We start from the raw sequence: 22,078 nt of genomic DNA, 5'->3' as shown, positions 1-22,078 counted from the left end.
CCGAACGCCTCGACAATGACCTCTGCGGCGTCGCCGGCCAGTTCGCGGGCGCGCTCGGCCGATGCCTCGTCGGCGGCGACGAGGATGACGCGCTCGCCCTTGCCATCGGCGTGGACGGCGCGCGCGAAGGCGACGACTTCGTCCTGCGCGGGTTCGAGATCGTCCTCCCACAATTCGGGATGACTGGGAAAGCCGATCCAGACGGCATCGTGCGGCGCCCATTCGGCGGGCTGGCGATAGTTGCTCATGCCCGCGCAGATAGCGATGCGGCGTGACGGTTCAAAGTGGGGAATCGCCGATGGGAGGGCAGGGCACGGCGATAGCCGATTCCCGACCACGCATTTCTGGGCTAGGCAGCGGGGATGAACGATCTCGACACGCTGCTTTCGCAACGCCGCGCGCACTGGCTGGTCACGGGGGCTGCGGGCTTCATCGGGTCGCATCTGGTCGAAACGCTGCTGCGCGCAGGCCACCATGTGCGCGGCCTCGACAATTTCGCCACCGGGCACCGCCACAATCTCGACGACATCCGTGCGCGGGTCGGCGAGGCGGCCTGGGCGAACTTCTCCTTCATCGAGGGCGACATTCGCGACCGCCCGACCTGCGCCGCCGTCGTCGAGGGCATCGACCATGTGCTGCACCAGGCGGCGCTCGGATCGGTGCCGCGCTCGATCGCCGATCCGCTGACGACGCACGACGTCAACGCCACCGGCTTCGCCAACATGATCGATGCGGCGCGTCTGGCCGGCGTCGGCAGCTTCGTCTTCGCCTCGTCGAGCTCGGTCTATGGCGACGAGCCGACCCTGCCCAAGGTCGAGGCGCGGCTGGGGCGGGTGCTGTCCCCCTATGCGCTGTCGAAGCTGCACAATGAGCTGGTCGCCGGCATCTATGCGCGCAGCTACGGCTTCGCCTCGACGGGCCTGCGCTATTTCAACGTCTTCGGCCCCCGGCAGGACCCGGAAGGCGCCTATGCGGCGGTGATCCCGCGCTGGACCGCCGCGATGATCGCGGGCGATGAGGTCGTGATCAACGGCGACGGCGAGACGAGCCGGGACTTCTGCTATGTCGCCAATGCGGTGCAGGCCAATCTGCGCGCGGCCCTATCGCCCCCGCCGGGCGAGGCGCGCTTCCTGAACGTCGCTTATGGCGAGCGGACCACGCTCAACCAGCTGTTCGGCCTGCTGCGCGACGGGCTGGGCCCGCTCGGCCATGCCTATGAGCGCGCCGCGACCCCTGCCGATTTCCGCGCGGGCGACGTACGCCATTCGCTCGCCGACATCGGCGCCGCGCAGGCCGCGATCGGCTATGCGCCGACGCACAGCCTGGGCGAAGGGCTGCGCGAGGCATTGCCTTGGTATTGCGGGAACGCCAAGGTGGGCCAATAGAGCCGTTCGGTTTCGGGGTAAGTTGGGGGCGTCGTTCGTGAGCATCGATAAGCGGGTGGATGGAAGCCGGATCGCGGTCGTCGGTCTGGGCTATGTGGGCTTGCCGCTGGCGGTGGCGCTCGCGCGGCATTTCCCGACCGTGGGCATCGACATCGACCAGGGCCGCGTCGCCGAGCTGCGCGCCGGTCATGACCGCACCAACGAGATCGACGGGCCGGCGCTGGGCGCGTCCACCCTCGAATACGCCACCGACATCGCCGCCGGCGCCGATGCCGACGTCATCATCGTCACCGTGCCGACGCCGGTCGATCAGGCGAACGACCCCGATCTGGGCCCCGTCATGTCGGCGACGCGCGCGCTGGCGGGCATATTGAAGCCGGGCCGCGGCACGATCGTCGTCTATGAGAGCACGGTCTATCCCGGCGTCACCGAGGATATTTGCGGGCCCGAGATCGAGCGCCTGTCGGGCCTGAAGCGCGGCACCGACTTCTTCCTCGGCTACAGCCCCGAGCGGATCAATCCCGGCGACCGCGAGCATACGGTCGACCGCATCACCAAGGTGGTCGCGGGCGAGAACCCGCAGGTGCTCGACCGGCTGTGCGAAGTCTATGGCGCGGTCACCACCGGCGGCACCTTCCGCGCAGCGTCGATCAAGGTCGCTGAGGCCGCGAAGGTGATCGAAAACGCCCAGCGCGACATCAACATCGCCTTCATCAACGAGATCACCCAGATTTTCGGCAAGGTCGGCATTTCGGTGTGGGACGTGCTGGCAGCGGCGGGGACCAAGTGGAACTTCCTGCGCTTCGTGCCGGGTCTGGTCGGCGGCCACTGCATCGGTGTCGATCCCTATTATCTCAGCCATCTCGCCCAGCAGCTCGGCCATTATCCGCGCGTGATCCTGGCCGGGCGCGGCATCAACGACGGCATGGGCGCCTGGATCGCCGACCAGATCCACGAGCGCATCGCCAGCGGCGCGCGCGTCCTCGTCCTGGGCCTCACCTTCAAGGAAAATGTCCCCGACCTGCGCAATTCGCGCGTGATCGACGTCGTCCGCCGGCTCGAATGGCTGCGGCACGAGGTGGTGATCCACGACCCGCTCGCCGACGCGGCCGAGGCGCGGCACGAATATGGGGTCGAGCTGGCCGGCGACGCGCTTTCGGGCAGCTATGACGTGGTGATCGGCGCGGTGTCGCACAGCGACTATGCCGCGATGCCCGCCGACCGGCTGGCCGCGCTGCTCAAGCCCGATGGCCTGCTCGCCGATCTCAAGGGCATGTGGCGCGACGTCGCGACCCCGGAGAGCGTCCGCCGCTGGACGCTGTAAGACCGGCGCCTCTCATGCGGCCGGAGCCCCGCTCGCGGCAAGGGCATGCGCCTGCGTGCCGCGCGTGATCACCTCGTCGCCGGGCAGGATCGCCGCGATCGGGATGTCGCTCTCCTGCGCCAGCTGCGCATAGACCGGGCCGAAATCGGTCTCCAGCGTCTGGCGCAGCAGATCCTCGAAGCTGTCGATCACGAAATAATTCTGCTGATAATCGTCGATCCGGTACTCGGTCCGCATCACCCGGCGCAGGTCGAAGCCGATCCGGTTGGGCGAGGCATCGTCGAGCGCGAAGAGGGACTCGGCGTGCGAGGAGACGATCCCCGCGCCATAGATGCGCAGGCCGTCCGCCTGCCGCACCAGCCCGAATTCGACCGTGTACCAGTAGAGCCGCGACAACCGCCCGATCGCGCCCAGCGCCCCGGCGCGTTGCCCGCCTTGGCCATAGGCCTGCATATAATCGGCGAACACCGGATCGGCGAGCAGCGGGACATGGCCGAACACGTCGTGGAACACGTCGGGTTCCTGCAGATAGTCGAGTTGTTCGGGCGTGCGGATGAAATTACCCGCCACGAAGCGGCGGTTCGCCAGATGGTCGAAGAAGATGTCGTCGGGCACGAGGCCGGGGACCGCCAGCACCTGCCAGCCGGTCAGCTTCATCAGCCGCTCCGACAGCTCCTCGAAATCGGGGATGCCTGGCCGCTCCATCCGCAGCACGTCGAGCCCCGCCAGAAACTCCGGCGCTGCGCGCCCCTGCAACAGCTTCGCCTGCCGTGCGAACAGCCTGTCCCACATCGCATGTTCGGCCGGCGTGTAGCGCGCCCAGCCCTGCGGGATCGTCCAGTCGGCGGCGGCCCCTTCGGGCGGCGTGGAGGCGGTGGTCGTCATGATGCGATCATTACAGAGGATTGGCGAAAATGCCTTTCAAAATAATCGAGGATCGGCGATCTGGTGAAACCTCATATCGCCATGAGGCCAAAGATGAGTGAAACCGTTCAGATCGACGCGATCGACCGCCGCATCCTGGCCGAGCTCCAGGCCGACGCCGCGATCAGCCACGCCGATCTGGCGCAGCGCGTCGGCAGCTCCTCCGCCTCCGTCTGGCGCCGCATCCGCGCGATGGAGAGCGCGGGGCTTCTGAGGGGCGCGATCCGCACCGTCGACGCGGCGCGGCTGGGCTATGGCGTCAACGTGATCTGCAACATCCGCGTCCGCAGCCACAGCGCCGAAGATCGCGCAAACTTCGAAAGCTTCGTCCGCTCGCGGCCCGAGATACTGGAATGCTTCTCCATGTCCGGCGAATGGGACTACCTCCTCCGCGTCGTGGCGCGCGACGTGGCGGATTATGAGGCCTTCCTGATGCGGACGCTGCTCAACCATCCGTCGGTGGCGACGGCCTCCTCGCATTTCGCACTGTCGCTGACGAAGCATGTGACGGCGTTGCCGGTGTGAGGGGGGGGCTTCGGCTGGACGAAGCCCGCCTTGACTCCCACCCGTGGCCATGAAAGCTCTCCCGCAATGTATTCTCAGCAGCGCCATATAGGACGGGCTTTCGGGCTGAGCGTCCTGACAGGCGCCTTAGTAGGCACCGCGTTGCTGACACTCCCAGCCGTCGACCGAAGTTCGCTATCGGAACTGTGGGCCCTTCCCGTCATCATCGTCGCCTACAGCCTATTCGCCCTACCTTTTGTGGCGCTGGGGTTGGCGGTCTTTGGGCTTCCGGCGACCGCCCTGTTGAAATCAAAATCTGATGAATGGTGGGTGGGGGCGATAGCTGCCTTGTGGGGCGGGTTGTCAGGCAAGCTGATGCTTTGGCTTATGGGAAGCTACAATATCGCGGCGGACAGCGTGGTGGACATCGGCAGCATATATGGACTGGCTACCGGGCTGGCTTGGTGGTCATTCTATCGTCGGCAATTCGGCACGGCGGCGTTTGGCTAGTCGCGCATTACTGTTGGACGAGACGCATTCGCTGACCGCTCAACGTCGGATGCCATTATATATGATAGGCATTCTAGCCGCGAATTCGATGCCGGAGCATGGTCCGCTAAGGCTCCCCTCTCCTAAAATGGACTGTAACCGTAATCCCCTGTCACCGTAATCCCCTTGTTCGTTCCGGTCTAATGTTTGTGACGACTAGGCGGCGTGGACAAATTAGCGATGCTTGGCGAACAGGTCTCGCTGCGCTTGGTTGACCGAGCCGCTATCCCAATCGACTTCGCGCTTTGACGGTGGGATGTGGGCTCGCCGATCCTCATTGTCGTAGAACAGGGTGCCGTGAATGCCGATCGCATCGCGCTTGAGGATCGGGCGGTCCCAGAGCGGCGCCAACACCGCTCCGGCAGCGTCTTTGCCAAGCCGGTCGATCAAATCTTCGACCAGTTCCATGTCTCGCCCATCCGGGAAGATCGCTTCGAACTCTTCCGCAGTCGCCTGGAACACGCTGAAAGTAGCGTTCACCGCGCCGTCAATGATCTGGATGTTCTTCATAAGGGCGTTTTGGCAGCGGATAGGGCTACCGGCAACCGAACCTGATTGACGTGGGCGGTTGCGGTGACAGTGCATCCAATACGCACGCGGTATCGCTGATGTGGCGGAGGGCAGACTGACAGCCGGGCTTGCTTCGTTTATCGATCTTCGCAACACACAGATAGCGCCGGTTGAAAGCGGCCTTTCAATCAGAGGCGAAAGCCTCGATATCGAACGGAACTGACATACTGAGCGCGCTGCCGAACTTTTCGGCCGCACAATGCGCGTGGGCGAACACATCCTGCGCCGCTCCGTCAGACCCGGACCATAAGCCAGCGATAACGATACGGATCGCGCCTCTGTCGGTCGCGGCAATGCCTTGATCGCAATAGCAGCATTGAAAGTCAGGGCTCACCATAGCGACTTTTATCACGCCAGCAGCGGTGGGCAATCGGATGACGGTTGGCCTACCGACCGACCCATCACCCCTTCGCCCCAATCGCCCCCATCCGTGCCGCCACGATCTTCGCCGTCTCGGCCGACCGGAGCCGTTCGCCGAAGGCTGCATTCTCCTCCGCGATCCGGCTCGCCAACGCGGCGCCGTCGCGCGTCAGGCGCTTGGTTTCGGCGAAGGCCTGGGCCGGCAAGGCCGCGAAGGCCTGCGCCGCCGCCAGCGCCTCGGCGTCCAGCGCACCGGCCGGGACGAGGCGGTTGGCGATGCCCGCTGCCAGCGCCGTCTGTGCGTCGATCGCTTCGCCCAAAGCGAACATCGCCATCGCGCGGGCGTGGCCGAGGCGGGCGGTGAGGAGGAGGCTGGAGCCGGCCTCGGGCACCAGGCCCAGCCCGACGAAGGGGGCGGTGAGGAGGGCGTCTCCGGCCAGCAGCACATGGTCGCAGTGGAGCAGCATCGTCGTGCCGATGCCCACGGCGCGGCCCTGGACGGCGGCGATCACTGGCTTGGGGAAGGCGGCGATGGCGTCGATGAAGCGGGGGGCGTTTTTCGGTACCTTGCCCGCGCCGGCGACGGTGGCGAAGTCGAGCAGGTCGTTTCCGGCGCTGAACATCGTGCCGTCGCCGCGGAACAGGACGGCGCCGATCGTCTCGTCGCGCGCGGCCTCGGCCAGATGCGCGGTCAGCGCGTCGTACATCTCCAGGGTGATGGCGTTCTTCTTGTCGGGCCGCGCGAAGCTGAGGACGAGGACGCGGTCGGCTCGGTCGGTGCGGATATGTTCGCTCATGAAGGACTCGCTCGATGACGGGGGCATGTTGATGACAGGGTCCGCCTGCTGTCGTCGAAAGCCGGGCCGGCGTCGAGCCCCCGCGCGGTCGGCGGGCAGGGCGCGGTGCGGCCTGGCACAGTCCGGCCTGGCGCAGTCCGGCTTGGCGCGGGCAGGAAGGCGGCTATAAGCCTGCGCAGGTTCATCAGGCGGGGCAGCAATGGCGTCGGACACGCGACAGGACGACAAGGGCAGCGACCGGCGGCGGCAGATTTTGGAGATCGCGGCGCAGCTGTTCGCGCGCAAGGGCTATCGCGGTACGTCGATGCGCGACATCGGCGAGCAGGCGGGAGTGCTGGGCGGCTCGCTCTATCACCATATCAAGTCGAAGGACGCGCTGTTCGTCGAGCTGCACAATGCCGCGCTCGATGCGGCCGAGGCGAAGATCGCGGGCGAGATGGCGCTGCATGTCAATCCCTGGGCGCAGCTGGAGGCGGGCTGCGGGGCGCTGCTCGACCTGCAGCTCGATCCCAATTCGCTGACCATGCCGATGATGAACGATTTTCGCGAGGTGCCGGCCGAGGTGCGCGACGCGCTGATCGAGCGGCGCGACCGGTTCGAGACGCTGTTCCGCGACCTGATCGAGCGGTTGCCGCTGCCTGCCGACATCGACCGTTCGGTCTATCGCAACATGCTGCTGGTCCAGCTCAATTCGGCGGCGGACTGGTACCGGCCGGGCCGGCTGACTCCCCGCGACATCGCGCGTCAGGTGGCGCTGCTGTTCCGCCACGATGCGAGCGAAGCGGCCCGGGATGGGTGAGTGACCCAAGGGGCAGGGCGGGCCGATTGCGACTGTAACAGATGTTTGGTATAAGGCTGCCAACTGATTCAGAGGATGTCCGATGCAGACCTATATTCCGCCGATCGACGACTATAAGTTCCTGCTGACCGAGGTGCTCGGCTTCGACCGCGCCATGGGCGAGATGGGCAAGGAGGTCGATGCCGACCTGGCCGTCGCCGTGCTCGACGAGGCCGGCAAGATGTGCGCCGAACGGCTCCAGCCGCTCAACCGCGAAGGCGACGAGCAGGGCAGCCGCCTGATCGACGGCGTCGTCCACACGCCCGAGGGCTATGCCGAGGCCTATCGCGAGTTCGTCACGGCCGGCTGGGCGTCGTTGTCGGGCGATCCGGCGCATGGCGGGCAGGGCCTGCCCTTCGTGCTGCAGCTGTGGCTCGACGAGATGATCTCGGCCACCAATCTGTCCTTCGGCCTGTTCCCCGGCCTGACGCGCGGCGCCTGCGAGGCGATCGCGGCCCATGCCAGCGAGGAGCTCAAGGCGCGCTATCTGGCGCCGCTCGTCACCGGCGAATGGACCGGCGCGATGGCGCTGACCGAGAGCGGTGCCGGCACCGACCTCGCCCTGCTCAAGACGCGCGCGACGCCCAATGGCGACGACAGCTATGCGGTGCAGGGGACCAAGATCTTCATCTCCTCGGGCGACCATGATTTCGGCGGCAACATCGTCCACCTCGTGCTGGCGCGGCTGCCCGATGCCCCGGCCGGCGTGAAGGGGATCAGCCTGTTCCTCGTGCCGAAGTTCCTGCCCGACGCCGAGGGCAATTTCACCGTCCGCAACGCCATGTCGGTCGGCGCTCTCGAGAAGAAGATGGGCATCCACGCCCAGCCGACCTGCGTGATGAACTATGACGGCGCCACCGGCTGGCTGGTGGGCGAGCCGCATCGCGGTCTGGCCGCGATGTTCACCATGATGAACGCCGAGCGGCTGATGGTCGGCATCCAGGGCCTCGGCATCGCCGGCGGCGCCTATCAGCAGGCGGTGGCCTATGCGCGCGATCGTCTGCAGGGGCGCAGCGCCGATGGCGCCCGCAATCCCGTCGCGATCGTCGAACATGCCGATGTGCGCCGCATGCTGCTCAACGTCCGCTCCTTCGTCGAGGCGGGCCGCGCGCTGGCCGGCTGGACCGCGCTCCAGCTCGACCGCGCCGCCTCGCACCCCGACAGCGGCGAGCGCGCCAAGGCCGATGCGCTGGTCGCGCTGCTCACCCCGGTCGTGAAGGCGGCCTTCACCGATATCGGCTTCGAGGCCGCGGTGCAGGCGCAGCAGGTGTTCGGCGGCCATGGCTATATCCGCGAATGGGGCATGGAGCAGTTCGTCCGCGACGCCCGCATCGCCCAGATCTACGAGGGCACCAACGGGGTGCAGGCGATGGACCTGATCGGCCGCAAGCTGACCCTGGCCGGCGGTGCGGTGGTCGACGGCTATTTCGACCTGATCGGGGCCGAGCTGGCCGGCGTCGAGACGGCCGAGGCGCGGGCCATGGCGTCGCGCGTGGCCGAGGCGCTGACCGAGCTGCGCGCGATCACCGCGTCGGTGCGCGGCGCATCGGTCGACGTGGCGGGTGCTGCGGCGGTCGATTATCTGCGGCTGTTCGCGCTCGTCTCGATGGGCTGGATGTGGGTCCGCATGGTCGATGCCGCGCGCGGCGACGAGCCGCTCCATGCCGCCAAGCGCGGCGTCGGCGCTTATTATGTCCGCCGCGTCCTGCCGCAGGCGCTGGGCCTTGCCGCCGCGATTCGCGAGGGCGCCGATCCGATCCTGGATATTCCCGCCGAAATGCTCTGACGGGCCGGGCCGGCGCTATGTGGCGTCGGCCCCACTCGCTCAGTCGAGCAGCAACTCCCCGAACGCCGCGCGCCAGTCTTCGGGCAGCGGCACCGGTCGGCGCGAGGCGCGATCGACATAGACATGGGTGAAGCGGCCCTGCGCGGCCGCTTCGTCCTTTCCGGCCCCGAAGGCCCCGAGCCGGTAGGTGACGCTCGACGTCCCGATCTTCTCTACCGCCAGCCCGATCTCGACGACCTCGGGATAGGCGAGCGACGCCGCATAGCGACAGGCCGTCTCGACCACGAGGCCGATCGGATTGCCCTTCTCGATGTCGAGCAGCCCGCGCTCGATCAGCCAGGCGTTCACCGCCGTGTCGAACCAGCGGTAATGGACCGCATTGTTGACATGACCATAGACGTCATTGTCCGCCCACAGCGTCTGGATGCGCGTCCAGTGGCGATAGGTGGGGCGGGGCGAGAGCGGGGTGCGGTCCATTCAGTCGTCCTCGGTGGATGCGGCGGGAAGGAAGGCCTGTCCATCGTCTCGATTGGGGCCGCGTTGATGGACAGGATCATCGCTTCGGCTCCATGATCTCCACGCTCATAGAGCAGCGTCGGCGGGCATCAAGGGCGATGAGAAGCGGAAGATGCCCCCGATCCCAGCGGCGGAAATCCTGCCCCACAACCGCTGCGAAAGCGCTTGAGTACCAAGTGAAAGGAATATATACCCGTCAGTATGAATCAGCGCTGAAGAGTAAGGCAGCGGTTCATCCGATTAGGGGAGGCCAGATGAAAATCCATCTTCGTACCGTCCGCAATGCGTCGCTGGCCATGCTGGTCATGTGGCCTGCGATCGTCAGCGCCCAGTCCGCCGCCAAGGCGCCAGCCGAGGACGGCGTGGCGGACACCGCCGAGATCATCGTCACCGCGACGCGTCAGAACACCGCGCTCAGCCGCGTGGCCGCCGCCGTCAGCGCGGTCCGCGCCGCCGACATCGCGCCGGGTGGCGTGCAGAATATCGGCGATCTTCAGGTCGTCGTCCCCAACGTCTCGATCGGTGACCAGTTCGGCGTGAATCGGACCTTCATCCGCGGCGTCGGCCTCAACAATTTCGACGTCGGCGGCGAAGGTGCTGTTGCCTTCCTCCAGAATGGCGCGATCCTGCCCCGTCCGGCGCAGCAGCTCAGCGGCTTCTTCGATCTCGAGCAGATCGAGGTGCTGCGCGGCCCGCAGTCGATCCTCTACGGTCGTGGCGCGACCGCTGGTGCGATCAACATGGTGACCGCGCGCCCGAAGGAGGAGCTGGAAGGCTATGTCCGCGCGACCTACGGCAATTACAACGCCAAAATCCTCGAAGGCGCGGTCGGCGGCGGCCTGTCGGGCGACAAGCTGCTCGTCCGCGTCGCCGGCAAATATGAAAAGCGCGACGGTTACGGCAAGAATGTCTTCACCGGTGCCGATGTCGACGATCGCGACGCCTATTCGCTGCGCGGTACGGTCGTCGCGAAATTCTCGGAGACGGTCACCGGCACGGTCATTGTCGACCATTTCAAGGAAGACGACAACAACTACGCCTTCCACTATTTCGGCCCCTCGGTCGTCCCGGAGGCAGGCCTGCCGCACAAGCTGATCGGTGGTCAGACGATCATCGAATATTATCAGGGTCGCGGCGAGAAGGTGAACCTGCGCAACATCTATTCCGATCAGGAAGCGATCAACAAGCGCGACGGTTATGGCTTCACCGGCCTGCTCGACTGGGATCTGGGCGCCGCCACGATCAAGTCGACGACAGCCTATCGTAGCTTCGACCGCTTCCAGCGCGACGATCTCGACAGTTCGCAGGTCAACCTCGCCGGTCGCAACGATTATGTCGAGAAGAGCCGTGCGTTCAGCCAGGAATTCACGGTCAACTATCAGGGCAATGGCTTCACCCTGCTCGGCGGCGCCATGTATCTGCACGAGAAGCTGACCGGCTCGGTGCTGGTGCCGACCACCAATCTCGGCGTCCTGTTCGGTCTGCCGGCCAACACCTTCGACAATGGCGCCTATGAACAGAACGGCGTCGTCAAGATCGACGCGGTCGGCGTCTATCTCCAGGGTGCGGTCGATCTGAGCTCGACCCTGAAGCTGACCGCCGGTGCGCGCTACAATTATGAGCGGCGCAAGGGTGACGGCTTCTTCCGCTTCGACGCGATCGGCATCAACATCCCGACCGACGAAACCAAGGGCTGGTCCGCGCTCACGCCGAAGCTGCTGCTGGAATATCGCCCGACCGACACGACGATGCTCTATGCGAGCGTGACCAAGGGCTTCAAGTCGGGCGTGATCAACGTCGGCAGCGCCGACCCGGCGATCAACCCGGAAACGGTGTGGAGCTATGAAGGCGGCTTCAAGCAGCGCTTTGCGGGCAACCGCGTCATGCTGAGCGGTGCGATCTTCTATTATGATTACAGCAACCTGCAGGTCAGCTTCGTCAACGCGAACAGCATCGTCCAGACGATCAACGCCGCGACCGCGCGCAACTATGGCGGCGAGCTCGAGCTGGAAGCGAAGGTCACGCCGCAATTCTCGGTGAACGCCAACGCGTCGTACCTCAACGCCAAGTTCACCAAGTTCTGCAACGCTTATTATGGCGCGGCCTTCCCGGCGCGTCCGGGCGTCTCCTATGCGCCGTGCCCCGGCCAGGCCGGTCTGGTCGACCTCAGCGGAAACCGTCTCCCCAACGCACCGCGCTATTCGTTCGGCGGCGGGTTCAACTGGGACATCCCGATGGGCGAGGCCAAGGTCAGCCTCGGTGGCGACATGAAGTACCAGTCGAAGGTGTTCTTCAGCGAATTCAACAACCGCGACGCCGTGCAGGGCTCCTATGTCCTGTTCAACGCCAGCGCCGCCTATCATTCGCCGAACGACCAGTGGACGCTGACCGGCTGGGTGAAGAACCTGACCAACAAGTTCATCATCGCCAACAACATCATCGCGGCGGCGACCTATGCCTATCCGCGGGTCGGATCGCTGATGCCGCCGCGCACCTATGGTGCGACGCTCGGTTTCAACTTCTGAACCAGGGGGGCGGATCGAAAGGTCCGCCCCTTCTTCTTACCGGAGAGAACAGGCGGCAGGATGGAGAGCTTTGCGATCGGCAGGATCCAGGTGCACCGGATCGAGGAATGGGCTGGTCCCTTCGTACCGCCGTCCGAGCTTTTTGCAGGCTATGAGGAGGCGAACTGGGAACGGCAGCGGCCCGAGTTCACCCCCGACTATTTCGACGCCCCCAGCGGCAAGGTCTTCGGCTGCCTGCAAAGCTGGCTGATCGACACCGGCACCGTCCGCATCCTCTTCGATACCGGCGCGGGGAACGACAAGGATCGCCCCAATCTCCCGATTTTCGGCAATCTCCAGACCGACTTTCTGGGGCGCCTCGCACGGGCCGGCTATCAGCCCGAGGATATCGACATCGTCGTCTGCTCGCACATCCATGTCGACCATGTCGGCTGGAACACCCGGCTGGTCGACGGGCGCTGGGAGCCGACCTTCCGCAATGCCCGCTATGTCCTGCCGATCCGCGACCGCGATTATTGGGATCCGCTGATCGACGGTGCCGGGCCGCAAGGTATCGGCGCGCTGGTCAATGTGAACATGTTCGAGGACAGCGTGCGGCCGATCCTCGATGCGGGCCGCGCCGAATGGGCCGACGACGGCTTCGAGGTCCTGCCCGGGATGATCCTGCGCTGCCGCCCCGGGCACACCCCCGGCAGCATGTCGCTGCACCTCGCTTCCGATGGGGAGAAGGCGATGTTCGTCGGCGACATCGTCCACCATCCGGCGCAGATCTATCGCCCCGACTGGAACAGCATCTTCTGCGAGGACCAGGATCAGGCGCGCGAGACTCGGCGGACCCTGCTCGAGGAAGCCGCGCGCGAGGAAGCCTTGCTGGTCCCAGCGCACTTCGCAGGCAGCCACGCGGCGCGTGTCGTGCGCGACGGGAAGGGCTTTCGTCCAGTGCTTACCGGTCTGCTGTAGCGGTTTTTGGCGGTCGCTTGATGCGGCCGCTGCTCAGTACGCCTGGGCGAGCCCTGCGCCGCTCGCGCGAACCACACCCCAGGCTTTCAGTCGAGCCTCGCCCCCTTCACCGGGAAGGCCGGGGGCCGAGGAAATTTCCGCCGGCGTGCGGCTGAGGCGCGGGGCGGGCGCCGGCTGTAACTCGCCGTCCACCGCGATGTGCACCTGCCGCTCGACATTGGCCGGATGCTCCAGTGCCTCCTCGGGGCTCAGAACGGGTGTCACGCAGGCGTCGAGCCCGTCGAAATGCGCCACCCACTGCTCGCGGCTCCGCGCACGAACGATGGGTTCGATCCGCGCGGCGCGTTCGGCCCAATGCGAGGGATCGAGATGGTCGCCGAAATCGGCGGGGTCGAAGCCCAGACCGGTCACAAAGGCCGCGTGGAATTGGGGTTCGAGCGCCCCGACCGCGATGAACCCGCCATCGGCGGTCTCGTAGCAGCGGTAGAAATAGGCGCTGCCGTCGAGCACATTGCCACCGCGCCCTTCGTGCCAGCGGCCCATGCGCGACCAGGCGAAGATTTGCGTCAGCAGCAGCGAGGCGCCGTCGAGCATCGCTGCATCGACCACCTGGCCGCGTCCGCTGGTCGATCGTTCGACCAGCGCCGCCAATATCCCCGAAAGCATCATCATGCCGCCGCCGCCGAAATTGGCGGCCAGGTTGATCGGCGGCACCGGAGGACCGTCATGCGGTCCCATCAGATAGAGCCCGCCGGTCAGCGACAGATAGTTGATGTCGTGACCCGCCTTGTGCGCCAGCGGGCCGGTCTGGCCCCACCCGGTCATGCGCGCATAGATCAGGCGACCGTTGAGGCTGGTCAGGCGATCGGGGCCGAGGTCGAGCCGTTCCATGGCGCCGGGCCGGAATCCCTCGACCAGCACGTCCGCCTTGCCGACCAGTTCCAGCGCCAGTGCAAGATCCTCGGCCGACTTCAGGTCTAGCTCGATCGAGGGGCGGCTGCGGTTGAGATAATTGTGGCGCTCGTCACCTCCGCCAAAGGCCTGCGCCCCGCGCCGGTCGATGCGCAGTACCTCGGCGCCCATGTCGGCCAGCATCATGCAGACGAAGGGGGTCGGGCCGAGGCCGGCAAATTCGACGACGCGGATGCCCGCCAGCGGTCCGGTCATGCGGGCTGTCCGATCATCTCGGCCCTTATCCTCTTCTTGTCGATCTTGCCGGTCGCGCCCAGCGGGATGCGATCCACGAAACGCACCTCGTCGGGCATCCACCATTTGGCGATGCGGCCTTCGAGATGGGCGATCAACTCTCCGGAGGTGGCGGTGGCTCCCTCGCGGGCCTCGACGATCAGCAGCGGCCGTTCGCCCCAGCGCTCGTGCGGCTGGCCCACGACCGCAGCATTGGCCACGGCGGGATGGCTCATCACCATATTCTCGATCTCGATCGACGAGATCCACTCGCCGCCCGACTTGATGAGGTCCTTCGACCGGTCGGTGATGCGGACGAAGCCATGTTCGTCGATTGTAGCCACGTCACCCGTGTCGAACCAGCCATCGGGATCCAGTATCTCCGCTTCGTGCCGGAAATAGGCGCCCGCGACGGTCGAGCCGCGCACCATCAGATGTCCCGGCGTCACCCCGTCGTGCCGGACGACTTCGCCATCCTCGCCCTTCAGGCACAGGTCGACGTCGAACATCGGCCGGCCTTGCTTCAGCGACTGCGCGCGGCGCTGTTCGGCCGGCAGCGCCACCGTGGCGACGGTGGGGCTCGCGGCCGTCGCGACCGGCGAGGTTTCGGTCATGCCCCAGGCATGCACGACCTCCACTCCATGATCGTCTTCCAGCGCCTGCAACAGAGCAGGCGGGCAGGCGGAGCCGCCGATCAGGACGCGCTTGAGCGTTCCCAGCGAGCCGCCGCTGCGGGCCAGATGCTGGAGCAGCCCTTGCCACACCGTGGGGACGCCGGCTGCAAAGGTTACGCCCTCCTCGTGGATCAGGCTTTCGAGCGAGGCGCCGTCGAGCCGCGCGCCCGGCATCACCAGCTTCGCACCCGAGGCCGGCGCCGAGAAGGCGATGCCCCAGGCATTGGCGTGGAACATCGGCACCACCGGCAGCACGACGTCGCGTGCCGAGAAATTCATGAAGTCGTGCTGCAGCGTCGCGAGTGCGTGGAGATAGTTGGAGCGATGCGAATAGAGCACGCCCTTGGGCTGTCCGGTTGTTCCCGAGGTATAGCAGAGGCCGCAGGCCGCCCGCTCGTCGATCCCGCCCCAATGCGCGGGCGAAGCCGCCTCGTGCAGCAACGCCTCATAGCCGATTGCGGGGAAGGGGGCGTCCTCCGGCGAGCCGTCGGGAAACAGCACCACCAGTTCGATCGATGGGCAGTGCGGCAGCACGCGGTTGATCAGCGGGATGAAGGCGGCGTCGGCCAGCAGGATGCGGTCGCCGGCATGGTTGATGATATAGACGATCTGCTCGTCGAACAGGCGCGGATTGACCGTGTGGCAGACGGCGCCGATGCCCATGACCCCATACCAGGCCTCGACATGGCGGGCATGGTTCATCGCCAATGTGGCGACACGGTCGCCCTCGACGATACCACGCCCCAGCAGTGCCGAGGATAGCAGGCGGGCTCGCTCGGCGATGTCCGCATAGCAGGAGCGCTCGGTTTCGCCCGTGATAGTCCGCGAGATGACGGGGGTCGTGCCGTGCCAGCGGGCGGCGAAATCGATGAAGCGGTCGACCGTCAGGGCATGATCCTGCATCAGCCCGGCCAGCGTCACCTTCTCCGTCATTGCCCCCGATCCTCCCTGGCGTACTACTGTCGCCCGCCGTGCATGACCCATCGCCTACCAATGGGTATTTTGGCCGTCAAGCAAGCCCGGCGGTCGGCCCTGAATAACGGTCCGAAAATATACTATACAGTAGGTTCGCCTTGTGGCACTATCTTTTCTGTCCGGTCGAACGGGCGGAGTGGATGCGAGGAGGAGGACCAGGTGAGCAGCGTCACCGCAGGCCAGATGGGATTCACCGCGACCGAGAAAGTGACGTTCGGGCAGCCCGCCCGCGACGCCATTCTCGCGCAGGCGGAAGTGATGGGTGCGCGACGCGTCTTCCTGCTCGCTTCGTCGACATTGCGGACCGATACCGACGAAATCAAGCAGATCGAGGCTGCGCTGGGCGATCGCCATGCCGCGACCTACAGCGGCATCGCCCCCCATGCGCCGCGCAGCGACGTGCTTGCCGCCGCCAACGCGGCGCGCGATGCGCGCGCCGACCTGATCGTCTCGATCGGCGGCGGCTCGGCGACCGATGCCGCCAAGATCGTCGCGCTGCTGATCAAGCATGACGTGCGGACCGTCGAGGCGTTCGAGCCGCTGCGGACCTATGTCGACGACGCGGGCAATGTGATCAACCCGCTCACGGTCGGGCCCGATATCCGCGTGATCTGCGTGCCCACGACGCTGTCGGGCGGCGAGTTCAACGCGCTGTCGGGTGCGACCGACGAAGTGACCATGCACAAGCAGGGCTATGAGCATCGCAACATGGCCCCGATCATGGTCGTGCTCGATCCGGCGATCACGGTCCACACGCCGCAATGGCTGTGGCTGTCCACCGGCGTGCGTTCGGTCGACCATGCGGTCGAGACGCTCGCCTCCTATCAGTCGAATGATTTCGCCGATGGCCTCGCTGACAATGCGCTGCGCCTGCTGGCGGAAGGCCTGCCGCGCGTGAAGGCCGATCCTTCGGATCTCGAGGGCCGGCTCAAGTGCCAGATCGGCGCCTGGCAGTCGATGATCTCGATCATCGGCGGGGTTCCGATGGGGGCGAGCCACGCGATCGGGCACATATTGGGCGGCACCTGCAACGTGCCGCACGGCCACTGTTCCTGCGTCATGTCGCCCTATGTACTGGCGTGGAATGCCGAGCATGATGCGAGCCGCCAGGTCCGCATCAATGCCTGCCTCGGCAACACCCATGCGACCGCATCGGAGAGCCTCGACGCCTTCATCCGGGGGCTGGGCATGCCGCGCACCCTTTCGGAGGTCGGCGTTCTGGAGGACCAGTTCCAGAGGGTAGCCGAATATACCATGCTTGATATATGGGGGAGGACCAATCCGAGGCCGGTCCGGTCCCCAGCGGACATCATGGAGATCCTAAGAAAAGCGGCATGACCAGATCCAGCGCTGCCTCTGTCAAGAAACAGGCCTCCGCCCCCGGAACGGGGCGCGAGATCAAGCCTGGCGTCGTGGCCTTCAAGCGCGCCCGCATCCTCGAGGAAGCGAGCGCCCTGTTCTTCGAGAAGGGCTATGAGGCGGCAACGCTGGAAATGCTGGCGGACCGACTGAGCGCGACCAAGCCGTTCCTCTACACCTATTTCAAGGGCAAGAGCGCCATATTGAGCGCGATCTGCGAAGTGGGCGTGAAGGAATCGCTGGCCGCGCTGGACCGGATGGCGGAAACTGAACGCACGTCGATCGACCTGCTCAAGGCTTCTCTGCGCGAAGTCGCGGAGATCATCGTGGCGCGGCACGAATATCTGGTCGTGTACCAGCGCGAGATGATGAACCTCGAGCGGACCGATGCCCAGCGCATCCTGCGCCTGCGGCACGAGTTCGACCTGCGGATCGGGAAGCTCATCGACGACTGCGTGCGCGACGGCGATGTGACCGTCCCGGATGCCGCCGCGATGTCGGTCTGGATCGGCGGCCTGCTCAGCTGGATAACCTATTGCTATCGGCCAGGCAGCAAACGTTCGGCGGAAATGGTGGTCGACCAGGCGGTCGAGGCCTGTCTGCGGCTTATCGCCGTCGCCTGAACCAACTGCCTCCGGCCCATCGGGATTTGGAGGTATCATGACAACGACAATACCGGCGCGCCCGCGCGATTTCACCGATCCGCGCATCCCCAATCGGGATGAATGCGTGCTGCGTTATCTCGTCGATCGCTGGGCGGTCGAGCGCGCCGACAAGACCCATGTCATCTTCGAGGATGGCGAGGAGTGGAGCTTTGCGGAGGTGCGCCGCCTGGTCCGCGCCAAGGCTGCGGGATTGCGCAAGCTGGGCGTGAAGCAGGGCGATTTCGTCGCGGCCTGGCTGCCCAGTGGCCGCGATGCGCTGCTGGCCTTCTACGCGATCAACTATCTCGGCGCGGTGTTCGTGCCCTTCAACACCGCCTATCGCGGCAACCTGCTCGCTCATGTGCTGGCTAATTCGGGCGCGTCGCTCATCGTGGTGCACCCCGACCTCGTCGGTCGTCTGTCCGAGGTCGACTGTGCCGAGCTGCGCCAGCTTGTCGTGACGACGCAGGGCGCGGTGCCGGACATCGGCCTGCCGGTGACGCGGTTCGACGATCTCGACGGCGAGGATGTCGGCGAACTCGACCGTCCGATCCAGCCTTGGGACATCCAGTCGATAATCTATACCTCGGGCACAACCGGACCGTCCAAGGGGGTGCTGTCCTCCTATCTCCACATGTTCTCGAACGCCGGCCCGGAATCCTGGCCGATGGTGGGCGAGGACGATCGCTATATGTGCGTCGCGCCGATCTTCCACATCGGCGGCATGGGCCCGCCTTTCGTGATGCTGGCGCGTGGTGCCTCGGTTGCGGTGATCGAGACCTTCTCGACCGACCGCTTCTGGGACATCGCCCGCAAGACGCAGTCGACCATGGTCTTCCTGCTGGGCGTGATGGCGACCTTCCTAATGAAGCAGCCGCCGTCACCTGAAGACAAGACTCATGGAGTGCGCAAGGCCTTCATGGTGCCGCTGACCGACGACGCGCCGGCCTTCACCGAGCGGTTCGGGATCGACATCTATACCATCTTCAATATGACCGAGATTTCCTCGCCGATCGTGTCCGAGGCCAATCCGGTCAAGCGCGGCACCTGCGGCAAGGTGCGCCCGCATGTCGAGGTGCGGCTGGTCGACGGCAATGATTGCGAGGTGCCGGTGGGCGCCATCGGCGAGATGCTCGTCCGCACCGACCGGCCCTGGGCAATGAACAGCGGCTATAATCGTAATCCGGAGGCGACCGCCAAGGCCTGGGCCAATGGCTGGTTCCACACCGGTGACGCCTTCCGCCGCGACGAGGACGGCTATTATTATTTCGTCGACCGGGTGAAGGATGCGATCCGCCGCCGGGGCGAGAATATCTCCTCCTTCGAGGTCGAGGTGGAGGTCTGCGCGCACCCGCATGTCCGCGAATGCGCGGCGATCGCGGTGCCGAGCGAATTCTCCGAGGACGAGGTGATGGTGATCGTGGCGCCGGTGCCCGGCTGCACGATCGACGTCGAGCATCTGGCGGGCTTCCTGATCGAGAAGATGCCCTATTTCATGGTGCCCCGCTACATCCGCATCCTCGACGAACTGCCCAAGACGCCCTCGGCCAAGGTGCTCAAGGCGGATTTGCGGCAGGAGGGCATCACCGCAGACACCTGGGACCGCGAAAAGGCCGGGATGCGTGTTCGCCGCGAGGTGTTCACCAGCTGATCGGGCGAACGGCCGGCGGTTTTTGGGAGAGGACGACATCATGAGCATCCACCCCCTGTTCGGGCCGAACCGGCTCAAGCTGGGCTTGTTCTGCATGAACACGCTGTCGGCGCTGACCACGGCGCCCGACATGTTCGCCGGTGACTGGGACGCCTGCGTCAGGCTTGCCAGCATGGCAGACGATGCCGGGCTGGAGGCGTTCGTCCCGATCGCGCGCTGGAAGGGCTATGTCGACGATGCCTTCGACCATCCGTCGAATGCTGTGTTCGAACCCTTCACCTTCGCGGCGGGGATCGCGCAGGCTACGCGGCGTATCGGCGTGTTCGCGACGACCCATGCGCCGACCGTCCACCCGCTGATCGTCGCCAAACAGGCGGCGACCGTCGACCATATCTCGCAAGGCCGCTTCGCGATGAACGTCGTCGGCGGCTGGAACCGGCGCGAGTTCGACATGTTCGGGATCGACCTGCTCGATCATGAGGATCGCTACGTCTATCTCGCCGAATGGCTCGACATCGTCCGGCGCCTCTGGTCGGCCGATGCGGAGTTCGACGTGGAGAGCGCGCATTTCAAGATGAAGCGGGCGCTGTCACGCCCCCAACCGATGCGCGGCGCGGTGCCGATCATGAATGCGGGCTTTTCCCCGACCGGCATGCGCTTCGCCGCCGCCAACAGCGACATCGGGCTGATCGGGCTGTTTGGCTCCGACGAGGCGGCCTGGGCCGAGCAGATCGGCCAGTACAAGGCGCTGGCACGCGAGCAGTTCGGCAAGGAGATTCAGGTCTGGACCAATGCGCCGACGATCCTGCGCGACAGCGACGGTGATGCCGATCTATTGTATAGACATTATACCGAGGCCTGCGCCGACCGCGCGGCAATCGACAGTTTCGTCGGCACGCTGGCGCGCGAGAACAATGTTGCCGAGGGCAGCGAGCAGATGGCCTTCCTGCGCCGCAACGCCGTGCTCGGATCGGGCTTTCCGCTGATCGGTTCGCCCGACGGCGTGGCGGACCGGCTGCTCGCCTTGTCGCGCGCCGGGCTCGATGGCGTGATCATGAGCTTCGTCGATGCGATCGACGGTATGCACCGGGTCGAGCGCGACGTGCTGCCACGCTTGCGGAAAGCCGGCGTGCGCGGCTGATCAGGCCGGCGCCAGCGCCGGTTGCTCGGCTGCCTCGCCATAGCGCGCTTCGGCAGTGGCGAGCCGTTCGGCATAGCGCTCCATTGCGGCCAGCTTGACCGGCCCGAACCCCCGGACGTCGGCGATGAGCGACAGCAGCTCTGCGGCGGCATCGGCCCGGGTCGGGGTCAGCGCCGCGAGGACGCGCTCGACCAGCGCTTCATAGTCCGCAACCAACTGTCGCTCCGACCGGCGCTCTGCCGTCCAGCCGAAAATGTCGAGCGGGGTCCCGCGCAGGCCGCGCAGACGCTTGAGCAGGCGGAACAAGGGGAGGGCGATGCGTGCCGAAACCTCCCGCTTGCGCGGCCGGCCGTTCGGGCCGGGTCGGCTGAGCAGCGGCGGTGCGAGGTTGAAGCTGAGCGATGCGCCATCGGCGAAACCCTCGCGGAGCTCGTCGAGAAGGGCAGGATCGCTGAGCAGACGGGCGACCTCATATTCGTCCTTGATCGCCAGCAGGCGGCCATATTGGCGCGCGACGATCCGGGCGAGGCGATCCGATCCGGGGGTCTTCTCGCTCTCGATCGCGGCCACCCGCGTCACGTAATTGCGATAGCGCGCTGCGAGCCGATCGTCCTGATAGGCGGTGAGCCGGGCCGCGTGGAGATCGACGATCGCGTCGAGCGTCTCGGGTGGCGTGGCCATGTCCTGGACGGCGGTCGTTGGAAGCCGGTCTGGCGCATGCACCGACAGCCGGCCCAGGCGAAACGCTGTCAGGTTGAGCGGCACCGCTACGCCGTTGAGCCGGATCGCGGCCTCGATCGCGTCGACCCCGACGGGCAGCAGGCCGGCCTGCGCCGCGCGGCCGACCATCATCATATTGGCGGCGATGCTGTCGCCCATCAGCCCGACCGCCGTGCCGTTCGCGTCGAACAGATCGACGGCGTCGTCGCCGAGCTGCTTGCGCAGGCGGGCCAGCAGGATTTCGGGTTCCAGACGGAAGTCGCGCTGGAACTGGAAGGCGACGGTCGGGACGACGCTGGCATTGGTCAGGGCACGCGTCCGGCCTTGCCTCAAGCTGCGCGCCGCTTCCGCCGACAGCGCCGCGACGAGATCGAAGGCGAGAAGCAGGTCGGCTTCTCCCTCGCCCAGCCGCTGGCTGTGCAGTTGCGCAGGATCGTCGGCAAAACGCAGATGGCTGAAGACCGCGCCGTTCTTCTGGGCAAGACCGGTCATGTCGAAGGCGGACGCGGCGCGCCCTTCGACATGCGCGGCCATAGCGAGCACCGCGCCGACGGTGATCACGCCGGTGCCGCCAATCCCGGCGATCATCATCGTGCTGGTTCCCGAGCGGACATCCGGAATGGGCATGTCGGCAAACAGCTCTTCGGGGAGCGCGACGGCGGCCGGCTTGCGCGGTCCTGCACCTTTAACC

The 22,078-nt window shown here is 66.0% G+C and carries 20 protein-coding genes; 12 read left to right on the top strand and 8 right to left on the bottom strand.

Going from position 1 to position 22,078, the window contains the following annotated elements; translation table 11 throughout:
- Positions 1 to 248 (bottom strand): agmatine deiminase family protein (locus KAY22_RS11065; RefSeq protein ID WP_296623306.1); only part of this gene is annotated, 248 nt, incomplete at its 3' end.
- A 114-nt stretch (positions 249 to 362) separates the two neighbouring features.
- Here KAY22_RS11065 and KAY22_RS11060 point away from each other — a divergent pair.
- Complete coding sequence (locus KAY22_RS11060) at positions 363 to 1,385, top strand: SDR family oxidoreductase (protein WP_296623304.1); 1,023 nt, start codon at positions 363 to 365, stop codon at positions 1,383 to 1,385.
- A 37-nt stretch (positions 1,386 to 1,422) separates the two neighbouring features.
- A complete protein-coding gene (locus KAY22_RS11055) occupies positions 1,423 to 2,709 on the top strand; it encodes a nucleotide sugar dehydrogenase (protein WP_296623301.1) in 1,287 nt (428 codons plus the stop codon).
- 12 nt (positions 2,710 to 2,721) lie between these two features.
- On the opposite strand, the gene phhA is transcribed toward KAY22_RS11055, so the two are convergent.
- Positions 2,722 to 3,594, bottom strand: a complete 873-nt coding sequence (phhA, locus tag KAY22_RS11050) for a phenylalanine 4-monooxygenase (RefSeq protein ID WP_296623299.1) — start codon at positions 3,592 to 3,594, stop codon at positions 2,722 to 2,724.
- A 93-nt stretch (positions 3,595 to 3,687) separates the two neighbouring features.
- Here phhA and KAY22_RS11045 point away from each other — a divergent pair, with 93 nt between their 5' ends.
- Both KAY22_RS11045 and KAY22_RS11040 read left to right on the top strand, forming a co-directional pair.
- Entirely contained in the window at positions 3,688 to 4,158 is a 471-nt protein-coding gene (locus KAY22_RS11045) for an Lrp/AsnC family transcriptional regulator (protein WP_296623296.1), read from the top strand.
- A 66-nt stretch (positions 4,159 to 4,224) separates the two neighbouring features.
- Complete coding sequence (locus tag KAY22_RS11040) at positions 4,225 to 4,647, top strand: hypothetical protein (RefSeq protein WP_296623293.1); 423 nt, start codon at positions 4,225 to 4,227, stop codon at positions 4,645 to 4,647.
- Positions 4,648 to 4,860: 213 nt separating this feature from the next.
- On the opposite strand, the gene KAY22_RS11035 is transcribed toward KAY22_RS11040, so the two are convergent.
- Together KAY22_RS11035 and KAY22_RS11030 are read right to left on the bottom strand one after the other, a co-directional pair.
- A complete protein-coding gene (locus KAY22_RS11035; RefSeq protein ID WP_296623290.1) occupies positions 4,861 to 5,196 on the bottom strand; it encodes a hypothetical protein in 336 nt (111 codons plus the stop codon).
- A gap of 461 nt (positions 5,197 to 5,657) precedes the next feature.
- Positions 5,658 to 6,413, bottom strand: a complete 756-nt coding sequence (locus KAY22_RS11030; protein WP_296623288.1) for an enoyl-CoA hydratase-related protein — start codon at positions 6,411 to 6,413, stop codon at positions 5,658 to 5,660.
- Between the two features lie 199 nt (positions 6,414 to 6,612).
- Between KAY22_RS11030 and KAY22_RS11025 the strand changes: the two genes are divergently transcribed.
- Together KAY22_RS11025 and KAY22_RS11020 are read left to right on the top strand one after the other, a co-directional pair.
- Positions 6,613 to 7,212, top strand: a complete 600-nt coding sequence (locus tag KAY22_RS11025; RefSeq protein ID WP_296623285.1) for a TetR/AcrR family transcriptional regulator — start codon at positions 6,613 to 6,615, stop codon at positions 7,210 to 7,212.
- 82 nt (positions 7,213 to 7,294) lie between these two features.
- Positions 7,295 to 9,037 carry an acyl-CoA dehydrogenase C-terminal domain-containing protein gene (locus tag KAY22_RS11020; protein ID WP_296623284.1) on the top strand — a complete coding sequence of 581 codons (1,743 nt, stop codon included), beginning with the start codon at positions 7,295 to 7,297 and terminating at the stop codon, positions 9,035 to 9,037.
- A 39-nt stretch (positions 9,038 to 9,076) separates the two neighbouring features.
- Here the strand turns inward: KAY22_RS11020 and KAY22_RS11015 are convergent, their stop codons facing one another.
- Positions 9,077 to 9,514: a thioesterase family protein gene (locus tag KAY22_RS11015; protein WP_296623282.1), complete on the bottom strand. Its 438-nt coding sequence runs from the start codon at positions 9,512 to 9,514 to the stop codon at positions 9,077 to 9,079.
- Between the two features lie 293 nt (positions 9,515 to 9,807).
- Between KAY22_RS11015 and KAY22_RS11010 the strand changes: the two genes are divergently transcribed.
- Both KAY22_RS11010 and KAY22_RS11005 read left to right on the top strand, forming a co-directional pair.
- Complete coding sequence (locus KAY22_RS11010) at positions 9,808 to 12,078, top strand: TonB-dependent receptor (RefSeq protein ID WP_296623279.1); 2,271 nt, start codon at positions 9,808 to 9,810, stop codon at positions 12,076 to 12,078.
- Between the two features lie 60 nt (positions 12,079 to 12,138).
- The gene (locus tag KAY22_RS11005; RefSeq protein WP_296623277.1) at positions 12,139 to 13,038 is read left to right on the top strand and encodes an MBL fold metallo-hydrolase; all 900 of its coding nucleotides are present in this window, start codon (positions 12,139 to 12,141) and stop codon (positions 13,036 to 13,038) included.
- 33 nt (positions 13,039 to 13,071) lie between these two features.
- Here the strand turns inward: KAY22_RS11005 and KAY22_RS11000 are convergent, their stop codons facing one another.
- Entirely contained in the window at positions 13,072 to 14,205 is a 1,134-nt protein-coding gene (locus KAY22_RS11000; RefSeq protein WP_296623274.1) for a CaiB/BaiF CoA-transferase family protein, read from the bottom strand.
- Positions 14,202 to 15,830, bottom strand: coding sequence for a long-chain fatty acid--CoA ligase (locus KAY22_RS10995; protein ID WP_296623272.1), 1,629 nt, complete (start codon positions 15,828 to 15,830; stop codon positions 14,202 to 14,204). The genes KAY22_RS11000 and KAY22_RS10995 overlap by 4 nt, the downstream gene beginning before the upstream one ends.
- A gap of 201 nt (positions 15,831 to 16,031) precedes the next feature.
- On the opposite strand from KAY22_RS10995, the gene KAY22_RS10990 reads away from it, so the two are divergent.
- From KAY22_RS10990 to KAY22_RS10975, 4 genes are read left to right on the top strand one after another with little or no spacing between them, the layout of a single operon-like run.
- Positions 16,032 to 17,210: an iron-containing alcohol dehydrogenase gene (locus KAY22_RS10990; protein ID WP_296623269.1), complete on the top strand. Its 1,179-nt coding sequence runs from the start codon at positions 16,032 to 16,034 to the stop codon at positions 17,208 to 17,210.
- Positions 17,207 to 17,854 carry a TetR/AcrR family transcriptional regulator gene (locus tag KAY22_RS10985; RefSeq protein ID WP_296623267.1) on the top strand — a complete coding sequence of 216 codons (648 nt, stop codon included), beginning with the start codon at positions 17,207 to 17,209 and terminating at the stop codon, positions 17,852 to 17,854. The genes KAY22_RS10990 and KAY22_RS10985 overlap by 4 nt, the downstream gene beginning before the upstream one ends.
- Positions 17,855 to 17,891: 37 nt before the next feature.
- Positions 17,892 to 19,526: an AMP-binding protein gene (locus tag KAY22_RS10980; protein ID WP_296623265.1), complete on the top strand. Its 1,635-nt coding sequence runs from the start codon at positions 17,892 to 17,894 to the stop codon at positions 19,524 to 19,526.
- A gap of 40 nt (positions 19,527 to 19,566) precedes the next feature.
- On the top strand, positions 19,567 to 20,667 hold the full coding sequence (locus KAY22_RS10975; protein WP_296623263.1) for an LLM class flavin-dependent oxidoreductase: 1,101 nt from the start codon (positions 19,567 to 19,569) through the stop codon (positions 20,665 to 20,667).
- Here KAY22_RS10975 and KAY22_RS10970 read toward each other — a convergent pair.
- A partial coding sequence (locus KAY22_RS10970) for a DUF6537 domain-containing protein (protein ID WP_296623261.1) occupies positions 20,668 to 22,078 on the bottom strand: 1,411 nt, incomplete at its 5' end.

Origin of the sequence: Rhizorhabdus sp. (assembly GCF_018006725.1) — a bacterium.
Classification (GTDB): domain Bacteria; phylum Pseudomonadota; class Alphaproteobacteria; order Sphingomonadales; family Sphingomonadaceae; genus Rhizorhabdus.
The sequence above is the reverse complement of the archived record's forward strand: the minus strand, read 5'-3'. Positions and strand labels throughout refer to the sequence as shown.